At 73.8% G+C, this 23,565-nt stretch carries 19 protein-coding genes; 14 read left to right on the top strand and 5 right to left on the bottom strand.

Going from position 1 to position 23,565, the window contains the following annotated elements; all coding sequences use genetic code 11:
• Positions 1 to 2 precede the first annotated feature (2 nt).
• Together ACFYUZ_RS38445 and ACFYUZ_RS38440 are read left to right on the top strand one after the other, a co-directional pair.
• Positions 3 to 1,085 carry a sugar phosphate nucleotidyltransferase gene (locus ACFYUZ_RS38445; protein ID WP_389317621.1) on the top strand — a complete coding sequence of 361 codons (1,083 nt, stop codon included), beginning with the start codon at positions 3 to 5 and terminating at the stop codon, positions 1,083 to 1,085.
• Between the two features lie 215 nt (positions 1,086 to 1,300).
• Entirely contained in the window at positions 1,301 to 2,248 is a 948-nt protein-coding gene (locus ACFYUZ_RS38440) for a DNA-3-methyladenine glycosylase family protein (RefSeq protein ID WP_389317618.1), read from the top strand.
• Between the two features lie 14 nt (positions 2,249 to 2,262).
• Here ACFYUZ_RS38440 and ACFYUZ_RS38435 read toward each other — a convergent pair whose 3' ends face one another.
• The 3 genes from ACFYUZ_RS38435 to ACFYUZ_RS38425 all read right to left on the bottom strand — a co-directional run bounded on the left by ACFYUZ_RS38435 (position 2,263) and on the right by ACFYUZ_RS38425 (position 5,281).
• Positions 2,263 to 3,636, bottom strand: a complete 1,374-nt coding sequence (locus ACFYUZ_RS38435; RefSeq protein ID WP_389317615.1) for a coenzyme F420-0:L-glutamate ligase — start codon at positions 3,634 to 3,636, stop codon at positions 2,263 to 2,265.
• 113 nt (positions 3,637 to 3,749) lie between these two features.
• The gene (gene cofD / locus ACFYUZ_RS38430; RefSeq protein ID WP_389317612.1) at positions 3,750 to 4,706 is read right to left on the bottom strand and encodes a 2-phospho-L-lactate transferase; all 957 of its coding nucleotides are present in this window, start codon (positions 4,704 to 4,706) and stop codon (positions 3,750 to 3,752) included.
• Between the two features lie 65 nt (positions 4,707 to 4,771).
• Positions 4,772 to 5,281 (bottom strand): cysteine dioxygenase, encoded by a 510-nt coding sequence (locus ACFYUZ_RS38425; RefSeq protein ID WP_389317609.1) that lies wholly within the window; start codon positions 5,279 to 5,281, stop codon positions 4,772 to 4,774.
• 654 nt (positions 5,282 to 5,935) lie between these two features.
• Between ACFYUZ_RS38425 and ACFYUZ_RS38420 the strand changes: the two genes are divergently transcribed.
• From ACFYUZ_RS38420 to ACFYUZ_RS38410, 3 genes are all read left to right on the top strand, one after another.
• Positions 5,936 to 6,199 (top strand): WhiB family transcriptional regulator, encoded by a 264-nt coding sequence (locus ACFYUZ_RS38420; RefSeq protein ID WP_015033978.1) that lies wholly within the window; start codon positions 5,936 to 5,938, stop codon positions 6,197 to 6,199.
• A 257-nt stretch (positions 6,200 to 6,456) separates the two neighbouring features.
• Positions 6,457 to 10,176: a glycosyltransferase gene (locus tag ACFYUZ_RS38415; protein ID WP_389317607.1), complete on the top strand. Its 3,720-nt coding sequence runs from the start codon at positions 6,457 to 6,459 to the stop codon at positions 10,174 to 10,176.
• On the top strand, positions 10,173 to 11,699 hold the full coding sequence (locus tag ACFYUZ_RS38410) for a DUF5719 family protein (protein ID WP_389317604.1): 1,527 nt from the start codon (positions 10,173 to 10,175) through the stop codon (positions 11,697 to 11,699). The genes ACFYUZ_RS38415 and ACFYUZ_RS38410 overlap by 4 nt, the downstream gene beginning before the upstream one ends.
• Positions 11,700 to 11,744: 45 nt before the next feature.
• Here the strand turns inward: ACFYUZ_RS38410 and ACFYUZ_RS38405 are convergent, their stop codons facing one another.
• Positions 11,745 to 12,212, bottom strand: coding sequence for a metallopeptidase family protein (locus ACFYUZ_RS38405; RefSeq protein ID WP_389317647.1), 468 nt, complete (start codon positions 12,210 to 12,212; stop codon positions 11,745 to 11,747).
• Between the two features lie 299 nt (positions 12,213 to 12,511).
• Between ACFYUZ_RS38405 and ACFYUZ_RS38400 the strand changes: the two genes are divergently transcribed.
• From ACFYUZ_RS38400 to ACFYUZ_RS38365, 8 genes are all read left to right on the top strand, one after another.
• Positions 12,512 to 12,946 carry a DUF3499 domain-containing protein gene (locus ACFYUZ_RS38400; RefSeq protein ID WP_078954257.1) on the top strand — a complete coding sequence of 145 codons (435 nt, stop codon included), beginning with the start codon at positions 12,512 to 12,514 and terminating at the stop codon, positions 12,944 to 12,946.
• A 105-nt stretch (positions 12,947 to 13,051) separates the two neighbouring features.
• Positions 13,052 to 14,419: a phosphomannomutase/phosphoglucomutase gene (locus tag ACFYUZ_RS38395; protein ID WP_389317602.1), complete on the top strand. Its 1,368-nt coding sequence runs from the start codon at positions 13,052 to 13,054 to the stop codon at positions 14,417 to 14,419.
• Positions 14,420 to 14,508: 89 nt separating this feature from the next.
• Entirely contained in the window at positions 14,509 to 14,691 is a 183-nt protein-coding gene (locus tag ACFYUZ_RS38390; protein WP_030694350.1) for a Trm112 family protein, read from the top strand.
• A 284-nt stretch (positions 14,692 to 14,975) separates the two neighbouring features.
• Positions 14,976 to 16,124 carry an SIS domain-containing protein gene (locus ACFYUZ_RS38385; protein WP_389317599.1) on the top strand — a complete coding sequence of 383 codons (1,149 nt, stop codon included), beginning with the start codon at positions 14,976 to 14,978 and terminating at the stop codon, positions 16,122 to 16,124.
• 276 nt (positions 16,125 to 16,400) lie between these two features.
• Positions 16,401 to 17,552: a mannose-6-phosphate isomerase, class I gene (manA, locus tag ACFYUZ_RS38380; protein WP_389317596.1), complete on the top strand. Its 1,152-nt coding sequence runs from the start codon at positions 16,401 to 16,403 to the stop codon at positions 17,550 to 17,552.
• 66 nt (positions 17,553 to 17,618) lie between these two features.
• Positions 17,619 to 18,584: a cation diffusion facilitator family transporter gene (locus ACFYUZ_RS38375; protein ID WP_389317593.1), complete on the top strand. Its 966-nt coding sequence runs from the start codon at positions 17,619 to 17,621 to the stop codon at positions 18,582 to 18,584.
• Between the two features lie 292 nt (positions 18,585 to 18,876).
• On the top strand, positions 18,877 to 20,331 hold the full coding sequence (ahcY, locus tag ACFYUZ_RS38370; RefSeq protein WP_389317590.1) for an adenosylhomocysteinase: 1,455 nt from the start codon (positions 18,877 to 18,879) through the stop codon (positions 20,329 to 20,331).
• A gap of 152 nt (positions 20,332 to 20,483) precedes the next feature.
• Positions 20,484 to 21,098 (top strand): hypothetical protein, encoded by a 615-nt coding sequence (locus ACFYUZ_RS38365; RefSeq protein ID WP_389317587.1) that lies wholly within the window; start codon positions 20,484 to 20,486, stop codon positions 21,096 to 21,098.
• Positions 21,099 to 21,107: 9 nt separating this feature from the next.
• Here the strand turns inward: ACFYUZ_RS38365 and ACFYUZ_RS38360 are convergent, their stop codons facing one another.
• On the bottom strand, positions 21,108 to 22,076 hold the full coding sequence (locus ACFYUZ_RS38360; RefSeq protein ID WP_389317584.1) for an RDD family protein: 969 nt from the start codon (positions 22,074 to 22,076) through the stop codon (positions 21,108 to 21,110).
• A gap of 119 nt (positions 22,077 to 22,195) precedes the next feature.
• Between ACFYUZ_RS38360 and ACFYUZ_RS38355 the strand changes: the two genes are divergently transcribed.
• Positions 22,196 to 23,203, top strand: coding sequence for a stage II sporulation protein M (locus ACFYUZ_RS38355; protein ID WP_389317581.1), 1,008 nt, complete (start codon positions 22,196 to 22,198; stop codon positions 23,201 to 23,203).
• Positions 23,204 to 23,565: the final 362 nt, after the last annotated feature.

Genomic DNA, 23,565 nt, shown 5'->3' with positions numbered 1-23,565 from the left:
AGGTGACAGAAGCGATCCTCCTGGTCGGTGGCAAGGGCACACGGCTGCGACCCCTCACGGTCAACACGCCCAAACCCATGGTCCCGGCGGCGGGCGTCCCCTTCCTGACCCACCAGCTGGCCCGGGCCCGTGCCGCCGGCATCGAGCACATCGTGCTCGCCACCTCCTACCTGGCCGAGGTCTTCGAGCCGTACTTCGGCGACGGCTCCGCCCTCGGCCTCAGCCTGGAGTACGTCACCGAGGAGGAGCCGCTGGGCACCGGCGGCGCGATACGCAACGTGGCCTCGCGCCTGCACTCGGGCCCCGACGACCCGGTCCTCATCTTCAACGGCGACATCCTCACGGGCCTCGACATCCAGGCCCTCGTCGACACCCACTCCTCCTCCGGCGCGGACGTCTCGCTCCACCTCACCCGGGTCGAGGACCCGCGCGCCTTCGGCCTGGTCCCCACGGACGACACCGGCCGCGTCACCGCCTTCCTGGAGAAGCCGCAGACGCCGGAGGAGATCGTCACGGACCAGATCAACGCGGGCGCGTACGTCTTCAAGCGCTCGGTCATCGACTCGATCCCCACGGGCCGCCCCGTCTCGGTCGAGCGCGAGACCTTCCCGGAGCTCCTGTCCTCCGGAGCCCACCTCCAGGGCATGGTCGACTCCACGTACTGGCTGGACCTCGGCACCCCGCAGGCCTTCGTCCGCGGCTCCGCCGACCTGGTCCTCGGCCGCGCCCCCTCCCCGGCCGTCCCCGGCCGCTGCGGCGACCGCCTGGTCCTGCCGTCCGCGCGCGTCGCCCCGGACGCCAAGCTGACCGGCGGCACGGTGGTGGGCGCGGACGCGGTGGTGGGCGAGGGCGCCCGCGTCACGGGCTCCGCGCTCCTCGCGGGCGCGATCGTCGAACCGGGCGCCGTGATCACGGACTCCCTGATCGGCGCGGGGGCCCGCATCGGCGCCCGTACGGTCGTCAGCGGGGCGGTCATCGGGGACGGGGCGCAGGTGGGGCCGGACAACGAGCTCCGCGAGGGCGTCCGGATCTGGTGCGACACCACCCTCCCCGCGGGCGCGGTCCGCTTCTCCTCGGACCAGTAGCCCGCCCCCCCGCAGCCCGCCCGCCGGGCCGCCGGGCGGGCTGCGCCCGGACGGTGGACCGCGGCCCGGGGGCGGTGTGCCGGGGGAGGCGGCACCTCCCGGTGTGGCCTGACCGTCCGGCGGTCCCGCCGAGGGGCCGGACGCACCGTCCCGCCCCGGGGCGGCGCCCCGCACGGCGGGACCGGGCGCGGTCCCGCGCGACTACGCTCAGGGGCATGGCCGGCCGCTTCGCACCCAGAACCACCCGCACCACCGTGCGCGGCGGCGACATCCTCCTGCCCGGGGCCGTGACGGACCTCGGCCTCACCCTCGGCCCGCTCCGCCGGGGCCCCGCCGACCCCACCTTCCGGGCGACCCCGGACGGCTCGGTCTGGCGGGCCAGCCGCACCCCGGACGGCCCCGGCACCCTCCGGGTCCGGATCGAGGAGGGGCGGCCCGGCGCCGAGGCGTGGGGCCCGGGAGCCGGCTGGCTCCTGGACCGCCTCCCCGCCCTCCTCGGCGCCGAGGACGACCCGACCGCCTTCGTCCCCCGCCACAAGCTGCTCCTGGCGACGCACCGCCGCCGCCCGGGTCTGCGTCTCACCCGCACCGGCCTGGTCCTGGAGTCGCTGATCCCGTCGATCCTGGAGCAGAAGGTCACGACGCACGAGGCCTACGGGTCGTGGCGGGCGCTCGTGCGGAAGTTCGGCGAACCGGCCCCGGGCCCGGCGCCGGACGGCATGTACGTGATGCCGGACGCGCGCGCGTGGGCGCGGATCCCGTCCTGGGAGTGGCACCGCGCGAACGTCGACGGCAAGCGTTCGGCCACGATCGTCCGCGCGGCGCGGGTCGCGCCCCGCCTGGAGGAGGCCGCGCTCATGGACCCGCCGGCGGCCCGTGAGCGCCTGGAGCTGATCCCGGGCATCGGCCCGTGGACGAGCGCCGAGACGGTGCAGCGCAGCAACGGCGCCCCGGACGAGGTCACCACCGGCGACCTGCACCTGCCGGGGATCGTCGGCTGGGCGCTCGCGGGCGACCGCACGGCCGACGACGAGGCGATGCTGGAGCTCCTGGCCCCGTACGCGGGTCAGCGCCACCGCGCCGCCCGCCTGATCCTCCTCAGCGGCCGCGTGCCCCCGCGCAGGGGCCCCCGCATGACGCCCGGGAACATCACCCACCTCTGAACCTCAGGGGCGGGTCACCGCACCTCGACGAACTCCGAGGCGAGCCGCGCCGGACGCTCCTTCGGCGGGGCCGCCGGGTGGCCGATCGCCACGGCGCCCATCGGGTCCCAGTCGTCCGGCAGCCCGAGGACGTCCCGTACGACGTCCCGGCAGAACATCGTCGAGGACACCCAGGCCGAGCCGAGCCGCTCACCGGCGAGCGCCACGAGGAAGTTCTGCACGCCCGCACCCGTCGCGACCACGAACATCTCGCGTTCGGCGGCGTCCCGGCGCGGGTCGCCGTAGTGGTGGGAGCCGTCCATGACGAGGCAGGGCACCGCGAGGTAGGGCGCGTTGCGCAGGACGTCCCCGCGCCGGACCCGCTTCGCGACGGACTCCTCGGACTTGCCGTCCCGGCGCAGGTCCGCGATCCACGCGTCCCGCATCGCGTCGAGCAGCCGCGTGCGCGACTCCGCCGACTCCAGGAGGACGAACCGCCACGGGGTGGTGTGGTGCGGCGCCGGGGCCGTCACGGCGGCGGCGACCGCCCGCCGGACCGCCCCCGGGTCGACCGGCTCGTCGGTGAACTCCCGTACGGTCCGCCGCAGCGTCACCGCCTCCCGTACGGCCTCCGAGGTCCCGAGCCGGAACATGTCGTCGGCCGCGGAGCGCACGAGCGCCCGCGCGCCCTCCTCGCCGTCGCCGCCCACGACATGGGGCAGTCCGCGGACGACGGCGACGGGAAGCCCGGCCGCCTTGCCCTTCACCAGGTCTCCGGCGGCGGCGAGTTCGTCGGCGGTGGCGACCACGGTCGCGCTCAGCGGATTGCCGTGCGCGTCGGTCCCGCCGCGCAGGTCGTCGAGGACCCGCACGCCGGCCGCGCCGATGGCCACGTCGGTGAGGCCGGCGCGCCAGGGCCGCCCGAAGGTGTCCGTGACGACGACGCCGACGTCGACGCCGAGCGCCTCGCGCAGCCCCGAACGGATGCGCCGCGCCGAGGCGTCGGGGTCCTCGGGCAGCAACAGCACGGTGCCGGAAGGGGTGTTGGAGGCGTCGACCCCGGCGGCGGCCATGACGAGCCCCTGCCGGTTCTCGACGATCCGCAGGGTGCCGCGCCGCGCCACCACCCGCACCGTCTCGGCGTCGATGGCCTCCTCGCGGTCGTCGGCGGCGACCACCCGGCCCTCGGCCTTGCTCACGATCTTGGAGGTGACGAGCAGGACGTCCCCGTCGGCGAGCTCCGGCGACGCGGAGGCGATCAGCTTGGCCAGATCGTCCCCGGCGGCCACCTCGGGCAGCCCGGGAAGCGCCCAGACCCGGTACGAGGGAACGACGACCGCCCCCTCGCCTCCGGCGGCGACCTCTCCCGCACTTCCGGCGGTCGCCTCCGCGCCTCCGGCGGCGGTCACTTCCGTGCCTCCGGCGGTCACTTCCGCGCCTCCCGCGGCGATCACCCCCGCGCTCTCCGCAGCGGCTGCCCCCGCGCCCCCCGCGGCGGTCACGCCCGCACCCCCCGCGGCCGTCACCCCCGGACCTCCTCGGCCAGTGCCAGCGCCTCGCGCGCCATCGCGGCCGTCGCGTCCACGTCCGTCATCATCAGCGGCACCGCGCGGCAGGCGATGCCCGCCGCCTCGACCTCGGCGACCGCGCCCGCGTCGACGGTGTCCACGAGCCAGCCGCCGACGAGTTCGGCGCCGTAGTGCAGGGCGACCGCCGCCGCCGTGGACTCCACGCCCACCGCCGCGAGCACCTTGTCGGCCATGCCGCGCACGGGCGCGTCGCCGACGATGGGGGAGAGGCCCACGACCGGCGCCCCGGCCGCGACGACCGCCTCGCGGATCCCGGGCACGGCCAGGATCGTCCCGACGCTCACCACGGGGTTGGACGGCGGGAAGAGGATGACGTCCGCCTCGGCGATCGCCTCCAGGACGCCCGGCGCGGGCTTCGCGGCCTCCGCGCCGACCGGCACGACGGCCTTCGCGTCGACGGAGGCGCGCAGCTTCACCCAGTACTCCTGGAAGTGCACCGCGCGCTGCTCGCCGTCCACCTCGATCGCCACGTGCGTCTCGACGCGGTCGTCGGACATGGGGAGGAGGCGCACGCCGGGCTGCCAGCGGGCGCACAGCGCCTCGGTGACGGCGCTCAGCGGGTAGCCCGCGCCGAGCATCTGCGTGCGGACGATGTGGGTGGCGAAGTCGCGGTCGCCGAGGCCGAACCACTCGGGCCCGACCCCGTACGCCGCGAGCTCCTCCTTGACGGTGAAGGACTCGTCCGTACGTCCCCAGCCCTGCTCCTCGTCGATGCCACCGCCGAGGGTGTACATCACCGTGTCCAGGTCGGGGCAGACCTTCAGCCCGAAGAGATGGATGTCGTCACCGGTGTTGCCGATGACCGTGATCTCCGCGTCCGGCGCGGCCTGCTTGAGGCCGCGAAGGAAACGGGCACCACCGATGCCGCCGGCCAGAACCACAATGCGCATGCGGACAGTCTGTCAGCCGGAGGCCGAGCGCATGAGGGGTGGTGGTCGGGAGACGGGCGGGCCCGTCAGGCGACCGCGACCTCCGGGGCGGCCGGGGCGCACTGGGCACGGAGCGACTCGTGCATCGGCATCTCGGTCAGGCCGGGGAAGTAGACGTGCAGGCTGACGGCCGGTTCGAGGGAGTCGTTGACGACCTCGTGGACGTACCCGGGGGCGAAGACGCGCTGCGCGCCGCCGGCGAGCGTCCGTACGCCCCGGTCCGTGCGCTCCCTCAGCTCGCCCTGCAGGACGGTCAGAACGCCGGAGGAGAGGCCGTGGTCGTGGAGCCCGCTGCCCTGTCCGGGCACCCAGGAGAGCAGCCACACCTCGTAGCCGGGGCCGGTGCGCAGGCGGTGGTACCAGCGGGTGGTGGCGTCGTACTCGACGTAGGGGGCCCACTGGGAGCGGTCGTCGGCGATGGAGCGCGCGAGGCCGGCGAACTCGGCCACGGTGACGGGGTGGGCGCGCTCGGGCTGGAGGAGGTGCTGGACCTCGAGGAGGTCGCCGGCGATCTGAAGGTCGCTGTCCATGTTCATGGGATGGGGAGGTTCCTCAGCAGAAACAGAAGCGGTGGGGGGTCACGAAAGAGAGGTGACACGGGTGACGCGGGGTGACGCTGGGGGAAGGAGCTGGAGCCCTACGGCATCAACAGCTGGGACAGCAACAGCAACAGCGCGCCTGGACAGCGCGGCGGGACCCACGGCTGTGGGTCGCGGAGGGCGCTGCGGTCGCTGGCATGCCACCAAAGGTGGCCGGAGGGGTACCCGACTGTCAACTCAATGCCCGATTTGGGGGTAATGTTTCACCTCATCCGGTTACTGCGTCCGGAGAAAGGTTTGCTCAGGCGCGGACCAGGACAGATGGCGCTTCGACCGCGCCCTCAAACACGGAGGGGTGTGATCGGACTGTGATCCAGATCGCTTCCATGGTCGGATCGCAACAAGATCCAAGTCCTGGACGTCCTCCTCTGTGAAGTCGGTGCGGCGCGATCAAGCCGGCGGCATGTGTCACGTTTTTTGGTGATTTGAACACTTTCCGCATACGCTTGGTTCCACAGAGTGAATGCGGGGCCCAATAGCAGATCTCGGCTTGACTCGCACAGAGCACGAACTTGTAATTTCACTCGTGTCGTTCGGCCGGGTTCGCCCCGGCAACATCACGGGGACGCACAGAACAGACGAGGGGCGCACATGACCGAGTTGTTCCAGGAACTGCTGGTCGAGGACGCGGACGAGGAACTCGGCTGGCAGGAGCGCGCGCTGTGCGCCCAGACCGATCCCGAGTCCTTCTTCCCCGAGAAGGGCGGCTCGACCCGCGAGGCCAAGAAGGTCTGCCTCGCCTGCGAGGTCCGCTCCGAGTGCCTCGAATACGCCCTGCAGAACGACGAGCGGTTCGGCATCTGGGGCGGCCTCTCCGAGCGGGAGCGACGCCGGCTGAAGAAGGCCGCCGTCTGAACGGCGCGAAGCCTGCCGGGCCCCCCGCGCCACGGCGCGCCCACCAGGACATGACGAACGGTCCGCCCCCTGTGCACCATCCACAGGCGGCGGACCGTTTCGCGTGTCCGGCACGCCGTGTCCCCGTATGAAGGCCTCCCGCACGGTCTGTCCACAGGGCGGCGGACCGTTCCGCGTGCAGCCGTTAGTGTGGGCCTCCGTCCGAGACGCTCCCCACGCCCCCCGCGGGCGACCCCGGCCGGAGGGCCCGTAGCTCGATGTCCTCAACTCCTGAGTTTCCGCGACACGTCGTCACCGCCGTGCTCGTCACCCACGACGGCGCCCGTTGGCTGCCCGACGCACTCGCCGGGCTGCTCGCCCAGGAGCGCCCCGTGCAGAACGTGGTGGCGGCCGACACCGGCAGCGCCGACGACTCGGCGCAGCTCGTCGCCGACGCCATCGGCGCCGACCGCGTCCTGCACCTCGCGCGCCGCACCGGCTTCGGCGCGGCCGTCGAGGAGGCCGCCCGCACCGCGCCCCTGCTCGGACCCGAGGAACTGCCCTACCTGAAGCGCCCCAGCGGATGGGACCCCGTCAGCCGGACCTGGAACGACGAGGCGTACGACCTCCCCGAACTCCCGCACGGCGAACCGGTCCAGTGGCTCTGGCTCCTCCACGACGACTGCGCCCCCGAGCCCGGCGCCCTCGCCGAACTCCTGCGCGTCGCCGAGTCCGACACGGAAGCCGCCGTCATCGGCCCCAAGCTGCGCGGCTGGTACGACAGGAAGCAGCTCCTCGAAGCCGGCGTGAGCATCGCCCGCAGCGGCCGCCGCTGGACCGGACTCGACCGCCGCGAGCAGGACCAGGGCCAGCACGACCAGGTCCGCTCCGTCCTCTCCGTCTCCACCGCCGGCATGCTGATCCGCCGCGACGTCTTCGAGGGCCTCGGCGGCTTCGACCGCCGCCTGCCCCTCATGCGCGACGACGTCGACCTGTGCTGGCGAGCGCACTCCGCCGGCCACCACGTCCTCGTCGCCCCCGGCGCCGTCCTGCGGCACGCCGAGGCCTCCGCCCGCGAGCGCCGCACCGTCGACTGCGCCGGCCGCACCGCCGCCAACCCGCACCGGGTCGACAAGGCCGGCGCCGTCCACACCCTCCTCGCCAACGCCCGCGGCCGCGCCCTCCCGTACGTCCTCGTACGGCTCGTCCTCAGCACCCTGCTCCGCACCCTCGCCTACCTCGTCGGCAAGGCCCCGGTCCAGGCGGTCGACGAGGTCATGGGCCTCCTCGCGACCCTGCTGCGCCCCGAGAAGATCCTCGCCGCCCGCAAGCGCCGCAGGAACCCGGCCGTCCCCAACGGCGAGTTCCGGTCCCTCTTCCCGCCGCCCGGCGCCACCGTCCGCGCCACCGTCGAGCAGATCGCCTCCCACTTCGGCGGCTCCGAGGCCGACACCGGCGGCTCCCGCCACGGCGTCGTCGAGTCGGGCCCCGGCGGCGACGACGCCGACTACCTGGAGATCGAGCAGTTCGCCCGGCTCAAGAAGATCGCCCGCAAGCCCGGCCCGGTCCTCTTCGCCCTGCTCCTCCTCGTCTCCCTGGTCGCCTGCCGCAACCTCTTCGCCGGCGGGTCCCTGGCGGGCGGCGCCCTGCTGCCGGCCCCCGACACCGTCTCCGGCCTCTGGTCGCGGTACGCCGACGCCTGGCACGCCCTCGGCACCGGCGGCACCCAGACCGCCCCGCCCTACCTCGCCGTCCTGGCCGCGCTCTCCGCGCTGTTCCTCGGCTCCACCTCCACCGCGCTGACCCTGCTGCTCGTCTGCTCGGTCCCGCTCGCCGGCTTCACCGCGTACTTCGCCGCCCGCGGCATCGTCGAGTCCCGGCTCCTGCGCGCCTGGGCCGCCATCGCGTACGCCTTCCTGCCCGCCGCCACCGGGGCCCTCGCCGCCGGCCGGCTCGGCACCGCGGTCCTCGCGATCCTGCTCCCGCTGATCGCCCGCGCCGCCGTCGCCGCCCACGGCTTCAACCGGCCCGACCGGGGCAGCTGGCGCGCCACCTGGGCGTACACCTTCCTGCTCACCTTCGCGACGGCGTTCACCCCGGTCGTCTGGCCGCTCGCCGTCCTCCTCGGCCTCGGCGTGCTCGCCGTGCGCCGCTCCGAGCTCACCGCGTACGGACTGCGCTTCCTGGCCGCCGTCGGCACCCCGCTGCTCGTCCTCGCGCCCTGGTCCCTCGCCCTCCTCACCGACCCCGGCGCCTTCCTGCGCGAGGCCGGCGTCGACGTCCGTACGGGCACGGCCACCGCGCTCGACCTGCTCGGCACCAGCCCGGGCGGCCCCGGCACCACCGGCGGCCTCCTCCTGATCGGCCTCGTCCTCGCCGGCCTGGCCGGTCTGTTGCGCGAGGAGCGGCAGCTCGCCGTCCGCACGGCCTGGGCCGCCGCCCTCGCCGGCCTCCTCTTCGCCGTCCTGTCCAACGGCGCGGGCGGCACCGGCTGGGCCGGACCCGCCACCCTCGTGTACGGCGCCGCCCTCATCGCCGCCGGCATGATCGGCGCCGAGGGCGGCCGCACCCGCGTCGCCGCCCACGGCTTCGGCTGGCGCCAGCCCGTCGCCGCCCTCATCGCCCTCGCCTGCGCCCTCGGCCCGGCCGTCGCCGCCGTCGGCTGGATGATCGGCGGCGCCGACGGCCCGCTGACCCGCCGCGACCCGGTCCAGGTCCCGGCCTTCGTCGCCGAGGAGAGCGGCACCCGCGACCAGCCCCGCACCCTCGTCCTCGGCGCCGGCGCGCCCGGCGAGGTCGCCTACACCCTGGTCCGCGGCTCCGGCGCCCGCCTCGGCGACGCCGAACTCACCGCGGCCGCCGAGGGCGACTCCCGCCTCGACGCGGTCGTCGCCCGCCTCGTCGCCGGCTCCGGCGCCGACCAGACCCAGGAGCTCAGCGGCTACGCCATCCGTTACGTCCTCGTACGGGACGGAGCACCGCGCCAGATGAGCCGCGTCCTCGACTCCACGCCCGGCCTCAGCCGCCTCAGCCAGCTCGACGGCAGCGCGCTCTGGCGCGTCGACCGCGAGATCGCCCGCGTCATGATCGTCCCGCCCGCCGTCAAGTCCGGGGACGCCGGGAACGCGCAGGAGACCGCCGAGCCGGTCGCCGTCGCCGCCGGTCCCGTCGAGGCGCACACCCAGATCCCCGCGGGCCCCGCAGGCCGCGTCCTGCGCCTCGCCGACCTCGCCGCCGACGGCTGGACCGCCACCCTCGACGGCAAGGAGCTGACGCGGACCACCGTCGACGACTGGGCCCAGGGCTTCGAGCTCCCCGCCGGAGGCGGCCGCCTCGACCTCACGTACGACGAGCCGCTCGGCCACACCGCGTGGATCTGGGCCCAGGTCGGCCTCGCCGTCGTCCTGCTCGTCCTCGCCCTGCCCGGCCGGCGCCGCGAGATCGACGACGACCTCCCCGAGGAGGAGCTCGCGATCCCCGCCCAGGCGACCGAGGGCGACGGTCGCCGCGCCCGCCGGCTGCGCGCCGCCGCGGAGGCCGAGGCCGAGGCGGAGGCCGCCGGCACCCCCGGCTCCCCGGAGTTCCCGGCGTCCCCGGAGAACGAGCCCGCCCCGGTCCCGGAGCAGCAGTCCTACGAGCCCCGGGACCAACAGCAGGAATGGGACGGCGGCCACGACCCGGCCTACGCCCAGGCGCCCGCGCAGCAGACCCAGGAGCAGCCGGGGACCCAGCCGTACGCCGACCAGGGCTACTACCAGGACTACGCCGCCGACCCGTACCAGCAGCAGCCGTACGCGTACCCCCAGCAGGGATACGAACAGCAGGGGTACGGACAGCAGGGGTACGAGCAGCAGGGCTATGAGCAGCCGCAGCCGTACGACCCGGCGGCGCAGCCCCAGCAGTACGACCAGCAGCAGTACGACCCGTACGGCTACGGCTACGGATACCCCCAGGGCCACGAGACCGAGCAGCGTCCCGACGGGAGCAGCAACCAGTGAAGCGCACGACCCTCTCCCTGATCGCGGGAGCCACGGCCCTCGCCGCCGTCACCGGCTTCGCGGCCCTCACCGCCCCGGACGGCGCCGCCGCCCCCGAGGCGAAGGCCACCACCCGCCTGCCGGTGGAGCGCGTCGGCCTGGTCTGCCCGGCCCCCAGCACCTCAGAGGTGGCCGAGACGCTCTACACCTCGTACACCCCGGCGAGCACCGGCGCGGCGAAGAGCACCCCGGGCAGGACCGAGCAGCCCACCGCCCTGCTGCGGGCCGCCACGAGCGCGACGCCCGCGGGCGGCACCGGCAAGACCGGCAAGAAGCCGAAGGCACCCAAGGTCCCGGCCACCGTCACCGCCACCGGCAAGCCCGTCACCGCCGAGGCGGAAGGCGGCTCCGTGCCCGCCCTCACCGGCTCCGCGACCGGCACCCTCGCCCCCGGCTGGACCGTCCAGCAGACCACCGTCGTCCCGGCGGGCGGCGCGCGCGGCCTCCTCGGCCTCGGCTGCGGCGCCCCCGACACCGACTTCTGGTTCCCGGCCGCCTCCACCGCCAAGGAACGCCAGGACTACGTCCACCTCACCAACCCGGACGACACGGCCGCCGTCGCCGACATCGAGCTGTACGGCCCCGAGGGCCCCCTCAAGTCCCAGTTCACCGAGGGCATCCCGGTCCCCGCCCACTCCACCGTCCCGGTGCTCCTCTCCACCCTCACGAGCGAGACCGGCCGGCGGGACGTCACCGTCCACGTCACCACCCGCAGCGGACGCGTCGGCGCCGCCGTCGCCGCGGCCGACGACAAGCTCGGCAGCGACTGGATCGCGCCGGCCGCCGACCCGGCGAGCACCGCCGTGCTCCCCGGCATCCCGGCCGACGCCACCTCGGTGCGGCTCGTGGCCTTCGCCCCCGGCGACGACGACGCCGACCTCAAGATCCAGCTGGCCACCGCGACCGGCACGATCGTCCCGGCGGGCGGCGGCTCGCTCCACGTGAAGTCGGGGATGACGGCCTTCGCCGACCTGCCGGACCTCACCCGGGGCGCGGTGGGCTCCCTGCTGCTCACCCCGAGCGACCCGAAGAAGCCGACCCCGGTCGTGGCGGCCCTCCAGGTCGTGCGCGGCAAGGGCGAGAACACCGAGATCGCGTTCATCCCGGCGGCCGCGGCCGTCTCCGCCCGCGCGACGGTCGCCGACAACCGCGCCAAGGCCTCGACGCTCTCCCTGACCGCCCCCGGCGCCGACGCCCAGGTCAAGGTCACCGCCTCGGCCGGGTCCGAGGGGGGCACGCCGGTGTCGAGGACCGTCACCGTCAAGGGGGGCACGACGACGGTCCTGACCGACCTCGCCCCCCAGGGCCTCAAGGGCTCCTACGCGCTGACCGTCGAACCCGTCTCGGGCGGCAAGGTCCACGCGGCACGGACGCTCGCCCTCCCGGAGGACGGCATCCCGATGTTCACCGTCCAGACCTTCGTCGACGACCGAGGCACGGTGGAACTCCCGACGGCCCACCAGGACCTGGGAGTCCTGGACTGAGCGGCGCGCGTGGCTCCCGCGCCCGAGCCCGCACCGGGCTCGGGCTCAGTCCTGCCCGTACCGAGGGTCGACCGACTCGGGGGACAGCCCCAGAAGCTCCGCGACCTGCTCCACGACCACCTCGTGGACCAGCATCGCCCGCTCGTCCCGGCTCTTCGAGCGGATCTCGACCGGCCGTCGATAGACGACCACCCGCGCGGGTTCGTTCTTCTCCGCGGGCAGCGCACCCCCCAGCGGCACCGTCTCGCCGGAGACCGGGGGCGGCACCTCCATCACCATGAAGTCGACGTCCGCCAGCTGGGGCCAGCGCCGCTCCAGGCGCTCCACCGAGTCGAGGACGAGATCGCGGAAGGTGTCGGCCCGGCTCGTGGAGAGCGGCACCTGCGGCGGTGCGACGGGTCCCCGCATCCCGCGGCCGTGCCGGTCGCGGCGGCGGACCCGAGGCTCCGCCGGGGGCTCCGTGGGGCGGTGCGAGGGGCGGTGCGAGGGGCTCGGCGGCACAGGACTGTCCATCACTGACGCAGCGTAACTCCCATCCGTCCCACCGCACCGTGGCGCATCCTCGCCGACCTTCCCGGCGTGCCCGCGCTCCCGCCGCACCCCTTGTCGAAACCTGAACATTCCGGCCGGGCTCACGCCCGATTCGACGGCCCGTCGCGATCGGCCATCTGGCCCTGGTTGACCGGATTTGTATCCCAAGGTGTCCGAATACCCCCCTGCCGCCCCCTCCTTGGTCCCCCTCCCCCGCAGGTCAGAGCCGCCCTCACCCGAAGGGGGGTGGCGGAGGTCACACCGCGACACGGTGGAGTGACCTGAGGGAGAGTCGTCGCGGCCCGCTCAAGAGTGCGGTACCGTCCAACGTCGTGAGCCCTGTACGTCGCTGTTCGCGCACCGCGTGCGGCCGCCCTGCCGTCGCGACACTGACGTACGTCTATGCCGACTCGACTGCGGTCCTCGGCCCGCTCGCCACCTACGCCGAGCCCCACTGCTACGACCTGTGCGCCGAGCACAGCGAGCGCCTCACCGCCCCGCGCGGCTGGGAGGTGGTGCGGCTCTCCGACGGATCCGCCCCCGCCCGCCCCAGCGGCGACGACCTCGAAGCGCTGGCCAACGCGGTCCGGGAGGCGGCCCGCCCCCAGGAGCGCGCGGCCGAGGCCGGCGGCAAGATCGGCGGAGGCCGCGGCGGCGACCCCATGGAGGTCGGGCGCCGCGGACACCTCAGGGTGCTCCGTTCCCCTGACAACTGACGGCATCCGGCCACCGTCCGCGTCCCCCCGACCCCGCTCCGGGTAGTTTTGGCGTTCCGTACACGCGCCGCACACGCGTGTCAGAGCACTCAGGAGGGTGGATCCGTGACTGCCGATCTGTCGCAGATCGTGAAGGCGTACGACATCCGCGGAGTCGTACCCGACCAGTGGGACGAGAAGCTCGCCGAGCTCTTCGGCGCCGCCTTCGTACGGGTGACGGACGCGGACGCGATCGTCATCGGCCACGACATGCGGCCCTCGTCGCCCGGCCTCGCGACCGCCTTCGCGCGCGGCGCGGCCCGCCTCGGCGCAGACGTCACCCTCATCGGGCTCTGCTCCACGGACCAGCTGTACTTCGCCTCCGGCAGCCTCGGCCTGCCCGGCGCCATGTTCACGGCCTCCCACAACCCGGCCCGGTACAACGGCATCAAGATGTGCCGCGCCGGCGCCGCCCCCGTCGGCCAGGACACCGGTCTCGCCGACATCCGCGCCCTCGCCGAGGAGTGGTCGGAGAAGGGCGCCCCGGAGCCGGCGGCGAAGCAGGGCGCCATCACCGAGCGGGACACCCTCGCGGACTACGCCGCGCACCTCAAGAACCTGGTGGACCTCACCGCGATCCGCCCCCTCAAGGTGGTCGTCGACGCGGGCAACGGCATGGGCGGCCACACCGTCCCCACCGTCTTCGAGGGCCTCCCGCTCGACGTGGTCCCGATGTACTTCGAGCTGGACGGCACCTTCCCGAACCACGAGGCCAACCCGCTCGACCCGAAGAACATCGTCGACCTCCAGGCCCGCGTCCGGGCCGAGGGCGCCGACATCGGCCTCGCCTTCGACGGCGACGCCGACCGCTGCTTCGTCGTCGACGAGCGCGGCGAGCCGGTCTCCCCGTCCGCGATCACGGCCCTCGTCGCCGCGCGCGAGCTCGCCAAGAACCCCGGCGGAACGATCATCCACAACCTGATCACCTCCTGGTCGGTGCCGGAGGTCGTCCGCGAGCAGGGCGGCGAGCCGGTCCGCACCCGCGTCGGCCACTCCTTCATCAAGGAGGAGATGGCGAAGACCGGAGCGATCTTCGGCGGCGAGCACTCGGCGCACTACTACTTCAAGGACTTCTGGAACGCGGACACCGGCATGCTCGCCGCGCTCCACGTCCTCGCGGCCCTGGGCGGCCAGGAGGGCACCCTGTCGGACCTGGTCTCGGCCTACGACCGGTACGTCGGCTCCGGCGAGATCAACTCCACGGTCGCCGACCAGGCGGCGAGCACGGCCAAGGTGAGGGCGACGTACGAGGACGCCGAGGGCGTCACCCTCGACGAGCTCGACGGCCTGACCGTGACGGCGGCGGACTGGTGGTTCAACCTCCGCGCCTCCAACACGGAGCCGCTGCTCCGCCTCAACGTCGAGGCCCGCGACGAGACCACCATGGCCAAGATCCGCGACGAGGTCCTCGCGCTGGTCCGGGCGGCCGACTGACCCCACGGCCCCGCCGGGGAACGGGGGCGTGCCCCGTTCCCCGGCGGTAGGCTGAGCTGGCCCGATCCGTCTGTTCGAAGGGACATCCCATGCCGCTCGAAGCCGGCCTCCTGGAGATCCTGGCCTGCCCGGCCTGCCACGCTCCGCTGAACGACCGCTCGGCGGACGAGACCCCCGAGCTGATCTGCACGAGCCCCGACTGCGGCCTCGCCTACCCGGTCCGCGACGGCATCCCGGTCCTCCTCGTGGACGAGGCCCGCAAGCCGGCGTAACACCGCCGCCCGGCTCCGTGCGGCGATCGTCCCGCCCCGTGCGGGCAGGCGTCCCGCCCCGTGTGGGCGATCGTCCCGCAGGGCGGGACGGGTGGGCACACGGGACGGCGCCCTGAGCGGCGCCTCCGCGTTCCGAGCCCCGGACCCGCACAAGCCGACCCCGCACCGCCCTCACGGGCCCCCGCACCAGGGCGGCACCCCGGGGCACGGGGCCCGCGCACGACCAGCACCCGCAGACGCACGCGCAGCACCCGCACCCGCACCGCCCCGCAGGGAGGCCGCACATGCTCGACGAGACCCTCCTCGACGCCCCGGACGACCTCGCCCTGGCCGACCGCCGCGGCCTCCTCCGCGGTGCCGCCGAAGCCGGCGCACGGGTCCGGACCGCCGCCCGTCACGCCGCCGAGGCCGGCATCGCGGACCTCCGCCCCGAGGGCCGCCCCCGCGCCGTCCTGGTCGCCGGCCCCGGCACCGCCGCCGCCGGCGTCGCGGACCTGCTCGGCGGACTCGCGGGCGCGGCCGCCCCCGTCGTACGGCTCCAGCCGACCGGCGTCGCCCCCGCCGCCGGCGCCCTGCGCTGGGCGCTGCCGGGCTGGGCGGGTTCGGTGGACCTGCTGCTGCTCCCGACCACCGACGGCGGCGAACCGGGCCTCGCCCTCCTCGCCGAGCAGGCGTACCACCGGGGGATCACGGTCGTCGCCGTCGCCCCGAAGGACTCCCCGCTCGCCGAGGCGGTCAACGGCTCGCGCGGCCTGTTCGTCCCGATGGCGATCGCCCCGAACGAGTCGCCCGACGAGTACGCCGAGAGCATCGCGGCCAGCCCGGGCGCCCTCTGGGCCCTGTTCACCCCGCTGCTCGCGCTCCTGGACCGCGTGGGTCTCATCGAGGCGCCGCCGGAGGCCCTGGAGAAGGCCGCCGACCGTCTGGACCGCATGGCGGAACGCTGCGGCCCGGCCATCGCCACGTACAGCAACCCGGCGAAGACGCTCGCCGCCGAGCTCGCGGACTCGCTCCCGCTGATCTGGACCGAGGGCAACGCCGCGGGCCCGGCGGGCCGCCGCTTCGCCGCCGTCCTCGCCGAGCTCGCGGGCCTGCCCGCCCTCGCCGCGGAGCTCCCGGAGGCCCTGCCGGCGCACGGGGTCCTCCTCGCCGGCGACTACGCGGCGGGCGCGGACCCGGACGACTTCTTCCGCGACCGCGTGGAGGAGCAGCAGGCGCTCCGCGCGCGCGTGGTCCTGCTCCGCGACCGTCCGGCGGAGGGCCTGACCGCCGCCCCGGCCGCCCGCGAACTGGCCCTCGGCCACGGGACCGCCATCAGCGAGCTGGAACCGGAGGAGGGCGGCGACCTGGAGACCCTCGCCGAGCTGCTCGCGGTGACGGACTTCGCGGCGGTGTACCTCGCCCTGGCCACTCCGGGCCGCATCCCGCACTAGCCCCGCCCGGAGCGCCCACCACCGACCCCAGCGGCCCCCGCCCACCGGCCCGGCCCCCGCCCCACCGCAGCGGCCCACCGCACCGGCCCGGCACCCACCGGCACCGGCCCGGGCCGACCCGGGCACCGGCGCACCGGCAGGACCCCGGTACACCGCGAGGACCCCACTCCGTCACCCGCGTGCCCACCGCCCCGACACCCGTCCGTCACCCGCCCCCTGTCACCTGTCACCCGACACCCGAAGATCCGTCACCACTCCGAGGAGCTGGCAGGCACCATGGACCGCCTCGTCAACACCGTCCGTCCCTACGCCTGGGGTTCCACGACGGCCATCCCGGAACTGCTCGGAGTCGCCCCCACCGGCGAGCCCCAGGCCGAGATGTGGATGGGCGCCCACCCCGGTGCCCCCTCCCGCACCGAGCGAGGCGCGCTGAACGACCTGATCGCCGCCGACCCCGTACACGAGCTGGGGGAGCGGACCGTCGAGAAGTTCGGACCCCGGCTCCCGTTCCTCCTGAAGCTGCTCGCCGCGGGCGCCCCGCTCTCCCTCCAGGTCCACCCCGACCTGGCCCAGGCCCAGGCCGGGTACGCCGCCGAGGAGGCCGCCGGCATCCCGGTCGACGCCCCGCACCGCACGTACAAGGACGCCAACCACAAGCCCGAGCTGATCTGCGCCCTCACCCCCTTCGACGGCCTGTGCGGCTTCCGCGACCCCGTCGAGGCCGCCGACCTCATCGCCGCGCTCGGCGTCGACTCCCTCAAGCCGTACGTGGACCTCCTCCACGCCCACCCCGAAGAGGCCGCGCTCCGCGAGGTCCTGACGGCCCTGCTCACCGCCGACCGCGAGGAGATGGCGCACACCGTCGCCGAGGCCCACGCCGCCGCCGACCGCCTCGGCGGCGACCACGCCCCGTACGCGCTCCTGGCCCACCACTACCCGAGCGACCCCGGCGTCATCGCCGCCATGCTGCTCAACCGCGTCCGGCTCCAGCCCGGCGAGGCCCTCTACCTCGGCGCGGGCGTCCCGCACGCCTACATCGAGGGCCTCGGCGTCGAGATCATGGCCAACTCCGACAACGTGCTGCGCTGCGGCCTCACGCCCAAGCACGTCGACGTCCCCGAACTCCTCCGCGTCGTCCGCTTCGAGCCGACCGAGCTGGCCGTCCTGCGCCCCGAGGCCTCCCCCTCCGGCGAGGAGGTCTACGAGACCCCGATCGACGAGTTCCGCCTCTCCCGGTACGTCCGCGCGGAAGGCGCCGCCCCGACCGACGTCACCGCGCCCACCCCTCAGATCCTGCTCGCCGTCGCGGGCCGCACGGGGGTCGGCGAGGTCACCCTGAGCCCCGGCGAGTCGGTCTTCGTACCGGCGGGCGAGCCGACCGAGCTGACCGGAGCGGGCACCGTCTTCCGGGCGACCGTCGTGGCCTGATGCGACAATGACCGGCCGAACCGCGGCGATAGAGCCGGAGCACCGACGAAGGGACCACGTACACCCATGAGCGCGTCAGGCGGAACCAAGGCGATCGTGGCGGCACTCGCCGCCAACCTCGCGATCGCCGTAGCCAAGTTCGTGGCGTTCCTCTTCAGCGGTTCGTCCTCGATGCTCGCCGAGGCCGTCCACTCGCTCGCCGACTCCGGCAACCAGGGCCTGCTGCTCCTCGGCGGCAAGAAGGCCCAGCGCGAGGCCACGCCGCAGCACCCCTTCGGCTACGGCCGCGAGCGGTACATCTACGCCTTCCTCGTCTCCATCGTGCTCTTCTCCGTCGGCGGCATGTTCGCCATCTACGAGGGCTACGAGAAGATCAAGCACCCCCACCCCATCGAGGCCTGGTACTGGCCGGTCGGCGTCCTGGTGTTCGCGATCATCGCCGAGAGCTTCTCCTTCCGGACCGCCATCAAGGAGTCGAACGAGATCCGCGGCGGCCTGTCCTGGAAGGACTTCATCCGCCGCGCCAAGGCGCCCGAGCTGCCCGTCGTCCTCCTGGAGGACTTCGGCGCCCTCGTCGGCCTCGTCCTCGCCCTCGGCGGCGTCGGCCTCGCCCTGGCGACCGACGACGGCGTCTGGGACGGCATCGGCACCGTCTGCATCGGTGTCCTCCTCGTCCTCATCGCGATCGTCCTCGCCGCCGAGACCAAGTCGCTGCTCCTCGGCGAGGCCGCCGGCGCCGACGAGGTCAGGAAGATCGAGGCGGCCGTCGTCGACGGCGAGACCGTCACCCGCCTCATCCACATGCGCACCCTCCACCTCGGCCCCGAGGAACTCCTCGTCGCAGCGAAGGTCGCCGTCCAGCACGACGACACGGCCACCGAGGTCGCGAACGCCATCAACGCCGCCGAGGAGCGCATCCGCGCCGCCGTCCCGATCGCCCGGGTCATCTACCTGGAGCCCGACATCTACAGCGAGACGGCCGCCTCGGCGGGCAGCAACCCGGCCAAGAGCCCCGGCGGCCCCGGCCACTGACCCCCGCGGGCGGGCACGCCCCACCCGCCCCAGGCCCCCGGGACGCACGCCCCGGGGGCCTCGTGCGTCCGATGCGGACTGTGGTCCGCCGCACCGATCGGTGTAGATTCGTGACCAGCCAGACGTCGCTGCTGATGGCGGTCGGGCGGTCCGCGGACCGGCCGAGGGAGAGAGGGCCTCCGACGACGGCACCGAGGAAGCGCCCGGGCATTCGTGTGCCCAGGGTGCCTTGCCGTGGTGCCAGGCGCCTCAACCGACCCTCGCACTCGCACACACGAGGAGCAGCACAGTCATGACGACTGCCGCCCACCAGGACTTCAAGGTCGCCGACCTCTCCCTGGCCGCCTTCGGCCGCAAGGAGATCACCCTCGCCGAGCACGAGATGCCCGGCCTGATGTCGATCCGCCGCGAGTACGCCGAGCAGCAGCCGCTCGCCGGCGCGCGCGTCACCGGTTCCCTGCACATGACCGTGCAGACCGCCGTCCTCATCGAGACCCTGGTCGCCCTCGGCGCCGAGGTCCGCTGGGCCTCCTGCAACATCTTCTCCACCCAGGACCACGCCGCCGCGGCCATCGCCGTCGGCCCGAACGGCACCCCGGAGAACCCCCAGGGCGTCCCGGTCTTCGCCTGGAAGGGCGAGACCCTGGAGGAGTACTGGTGGTGCACCGAGCAGGCCCTCACCTGGCCGAACTCGCCCACCGGCGGCCCGAACATGATCCTGGACGACGGCGGTGACGCCACCCTCCTCGTCCACAAGGGCGTCGAGTTCGAGAAGGCCGGCTCCGCCCCGGACCCGTCCACCGCGGACAGCGAGGAGTACGGCCACATCCTCCGTCTCCTCAACCGCACCCTCGGCGAGAACCCGCAGAAGTGGACCCAGCTGGCGTCCGAGATCCGCGGCGTGACGGAGGAGACCACCACCGGCGTCCACCGCCTGTACGAGATGCACCAGGCCGGCTCGCTCCTCTTCCCGGCGATCAACGTCAACGACGCCGTGACGAAGTCGAAGTTCGACAACAAGTACGGCTGCCGCCACTCCCTCATCGACGGCATCAACCGCGCCACCGACGTCCTCATCGGCGGCAAGACCGCCGTCGTCTGCGGCTACGGCGACGTCGGCAAGGGCTGCGCCGAGTCCCTCCGCGGCCAGGGCGCCCGCGTCATCGTCACCGAGATCGACCCGATCTGCGCCCTCCAGGCGGCGATGGACGGCTACCAGGTCACGACCCTCGACGAGGTCGTCGAGACCGCCGACATCTTCATCACCACCACCGGCAACAAGGACATCATCATGGCCGCCGACATGGCCAAGATGAAGCACCAGGCCATCGTGGGCAACATCGGCCACTTCGACAACGAGATCGACATGGCCGGCCTCGCCAAGACCCCGGGCATCGTCAAGGACGAGGTCAAGCCGCAGGTCCACACCTGGACCTACCCCGACGGCAAGGTCCTCATCGTCCTCTCCGAGGGCCGCCTGCTGAACCTCGGCAACGCGACCGGCCACCCCTCCTTCGTGATGTCGAACTCCTTCGCCGACCAGACCCTGGCCCAGATCGAGCTCTTCACCAAGCCGCAGGAGTACCCGACCGACGTCTACGTGCTGCCGAAGCACCTCGACGAGAAGGTCGCCCGCCTCCACCTGGACTCGCTCGGCGTCAAGCTGACGACCCTCCGCCCGGAGCAGGCCGCCTACATCGGCGTCGAGGTCGAAGGCCCCTTCAAGCCGGACCACTACCGCTACTGATGCCCCGGCCGGCGGCGCCCGCGCGCTGACGCGGCGCCGTCCCGGACACCCGTAGAGGACTCAGGCAGGCCCCCCGCACCCCCGTGCCGGGGGGCCTGCCCCGTCCGGCCCCGCTACCGCTTCCAGGAAGCGCCCCTCCCGAGGACCACCCCATGCCCCGCGGCCGTTATTCGCTCCATGACCCGCACGATCACACCCCCCTCGGCGAAGAACACTTCCACTGCGCGCCCGGCCCCTCCGGCTGGCGCTACGTCTCACAGATCACCGCCCCCTCCGGCGACCACCGGGGCTCCGTCGACCTGGCCGTCGACGAACTCGGCCGCCCCATCCGCCTCGAACTGCACGCCGCGAGCTGGCAGGTCCGCGGCGCGGCCCTCGACGGCGTCACCTGGGTCCGCACGGACCCCACCGGAACCCACGCCACCGAAGGCAATGTGCGCGCCCACGCCTTCACCGGCACGTCCCCGGCGTTCCTCGTCGCCCTCACGCGACTCCTGCGTCTCACCCCCGATTCCCCCGAGACCCGTGTCAGGCTCGTCGCCTTCACGGACCCGGTGCTCGCCCCCCTCACGGTCGACCAGTCCTGGGCCCTGCTGAGAAGTGAAGCGCACGCCACTGACAACGGCCCCCTGACGGTGGACGAGTACCAGGTCAGCGCCCTGGAGACGGGCGAACGCCATACGGTCCACATCGCCGGCGACGTGGTCCTCGCCGCCCCCGGCATCGAGCTCGAAGACCTCGAGACCCCGCCCTCGGCCTTCCCCTGACGGGACCCCTCAGGCCGGCGGGGCGAACCCGGTGGCACGCGCCCCGGACCCCGCCGACGACCCGCCGACGGGAGGGACGACAGGGGGAGCGACGGCCGGGGGAGCGACCGGGGACGTGACGGCCGGGGAAGTGACCGGGGAAGTGGCGGCCGGAGGAACCGGGGGATCGATCACCGAGGCAGCCGGAACGGACGGCGGAGGAACGGCACCCGGCACCACTCCGCCGGCCGACGGCGCGAACGCCCGCCGCGCGTCCCGCGCCTGCCGCTCGGCCACCACCCCCGCCAGATAGGCGTCGGCCGGAACCCCTGCCGGCGGAGGCGTACCGGTCCGCGCCACGAGCTCGTCGGCCAGCCGCTCCGCAAGGCGCCGCCCCACGACCGGGTCCAGCTCACGCGACCGCGTCAGGTACTGACGCACCTCCAGCCACAACGCCTCCGGCACCGCCGAGAGGTCGAGCCCGGCGAAGCGCCCCACCAGCCACGGCGGAGGCGGAGGAACGGCCAGAACCCGGGCCGCGGGTATCCGCTCCCGCACCACCAGCGTCCCCGCGAACACGTCTCCGAGGCGCCGCCCCCGCTCGGACACCAGCGAAGCGACGAGGGCGACGACCCCGAAGGTCATCAGGATCTCCACGACCCCCATCGCGCCCCGCACCAGCGCGTGCCGGAACCGGATCGGCCCCCCGTCGTCCCGGACCACCCGCAGCCCGCAGGCCAGCTTCCCCAGGGACCGCCCGTGCGACAGGGTCTCCACCGCGATCGGCGCCCCCACGAGCACCAGCAGGAACGACGCGACGGACAGTGCCATGACCGCGGCCTCGTCCAGCGACGCCGTCGCGACCGCGAGCCCGATCGAGAACAGCAGGTACACGGCCCACACCACCACCAGGTCGATGAGCACCGCGAGCGCCCGACTCGGCAGCCGCGCGGGCTGCAATCCCAGGACGACCGCGTCACCCGTCACAAGACCACTCACGGCACCCACCCTTCTCCGCCCTTCCCGACCCCTCCGAACGTCAGTCTGCCAAGCTGACCCGCAGCGCGCCGCAGCAGTACGGACCCGTCCGCAGCCAGTGCCTGGAGCAGCAGCCGATCATGGACCTCGACGTCTACGTGACCGCCCACCGCGCCGAGTGGGAACGCCTCGACCACCTCCTGCGCCGGGGCGGCAAGCTCACCGGCGCCGAGGCCGACGAACTCGTCGCGCTCTACCAGCGCACGGCCACCCACCTCTCGATCGTCCAGTCGAGCACTCCGGACCCCGTGCTCACGGCCCGGCTCACCCAGCTCGTGGCCCGTGCCCGCGCCACCGTCACCGGCACCCGCCGCTCCTCCTGGCGCGACGCCGTCCGCTTCCTTACCGCCGGCTTCCCCGCCGCGGTCTACCGCTCCCGCCGCTGGTGGATCCCCACGGCCGTCCTCTCCACGCTGCTCGCGGTCCTCATCGGCTGGTGGATCGGCACGCACCCGGAGGTCCAGGCCTCGATCGGCGCCTCCACCGACCTCCGCGAGATGACCCGCCCCGGCGGCCGGTACGAGACGTACTACTCCAGCCACCCGGCGGCCTCCTTCGCCGCCCAGGTCTGGACGAACAACGCCCAGGCGGCGGCCATGTGCCTGGTCCTGGGCGCGTTCCTGGGGATCCCGGTGCTCTGGATCCTCTTCCTGAACATGCTGAACCTCGGCGTGGGCCTCGGTCTGATGTCCTCCGCCGGTCGCCTCGACGTCTTCCTGGGCCTGATCCTTCCCCACGGCCTCCTCGAACTGACCGCCGTCTTCGTGGCCGCCGGCACGGGACTCCGCCTCGGCTGGACGGTCATCGACCCGGGCCCCAGGACCCGCCGCGCCGCCCTGGCGGAACAGGGCCGCGCGGCGGTCGGCATGGCGATCGGCCTGGCCCTGGTCCTCTTCGTCTCAGGCCTGCTCGAAGGCTTCGTCACCCCTTCAGGCCTCCCCACCTGGGCCCGCATCACCATCGGCGTCGCCGCCGAGCTGGCCTTCCTCGCCTACGTGTACGTGCTCGGCGGCCGTGCGGCCCGGGCCGGCGACACGGGAGACCTGGAGGAGCCCGACCGCAGCGCCGCGCTCCCCACCGCCGCCTGATGTGCGTCGGCCCCTCCCGAGCTGCTAGTCTCCTCCGGTGCTCGCGAAAGCTGTTGACACGGCGGTCGTGGGGAGGTAGATTCAAACGGTTGCCTAGAACTGGACAGTTCGGCAGCGGCCGGGTAGAGTCTCACTCACTCCGGTAGGGAATTCGATTCCACGGAGTCATTCCGATTCTTATTCGAATCACGAAAGCCACCGATTAGGTCGGCCGAAATGAATCTGATAAAGTCGGAGACGCCGGAAGGGCCCGGAGCGAAAGCGAAGGGGACCGGAAAGCACCGAGGAAATCGGATCGGAAAGATCTGATAGAGTCGGAAACGAAGGAAGCGCCCGGAGGGCCCGGAAACGGGACCGAAGGA

Origin of the sequence: Streptomyces sp. NPDC004266 (genome assembly GCF_042874095.1) — a bacterium.
In the GTDB taxonomy this organism is placed as follows: domain Bacteria; phylum Actinomycetota; class Actinomycetes; order Streptomycetales; family Streptomycetaceae; genus Streptomyces.
Note: the sequence above shows the minus strand (reverse complement) of the source record. Positions and strands in the feature narration are given on the sequence as shown.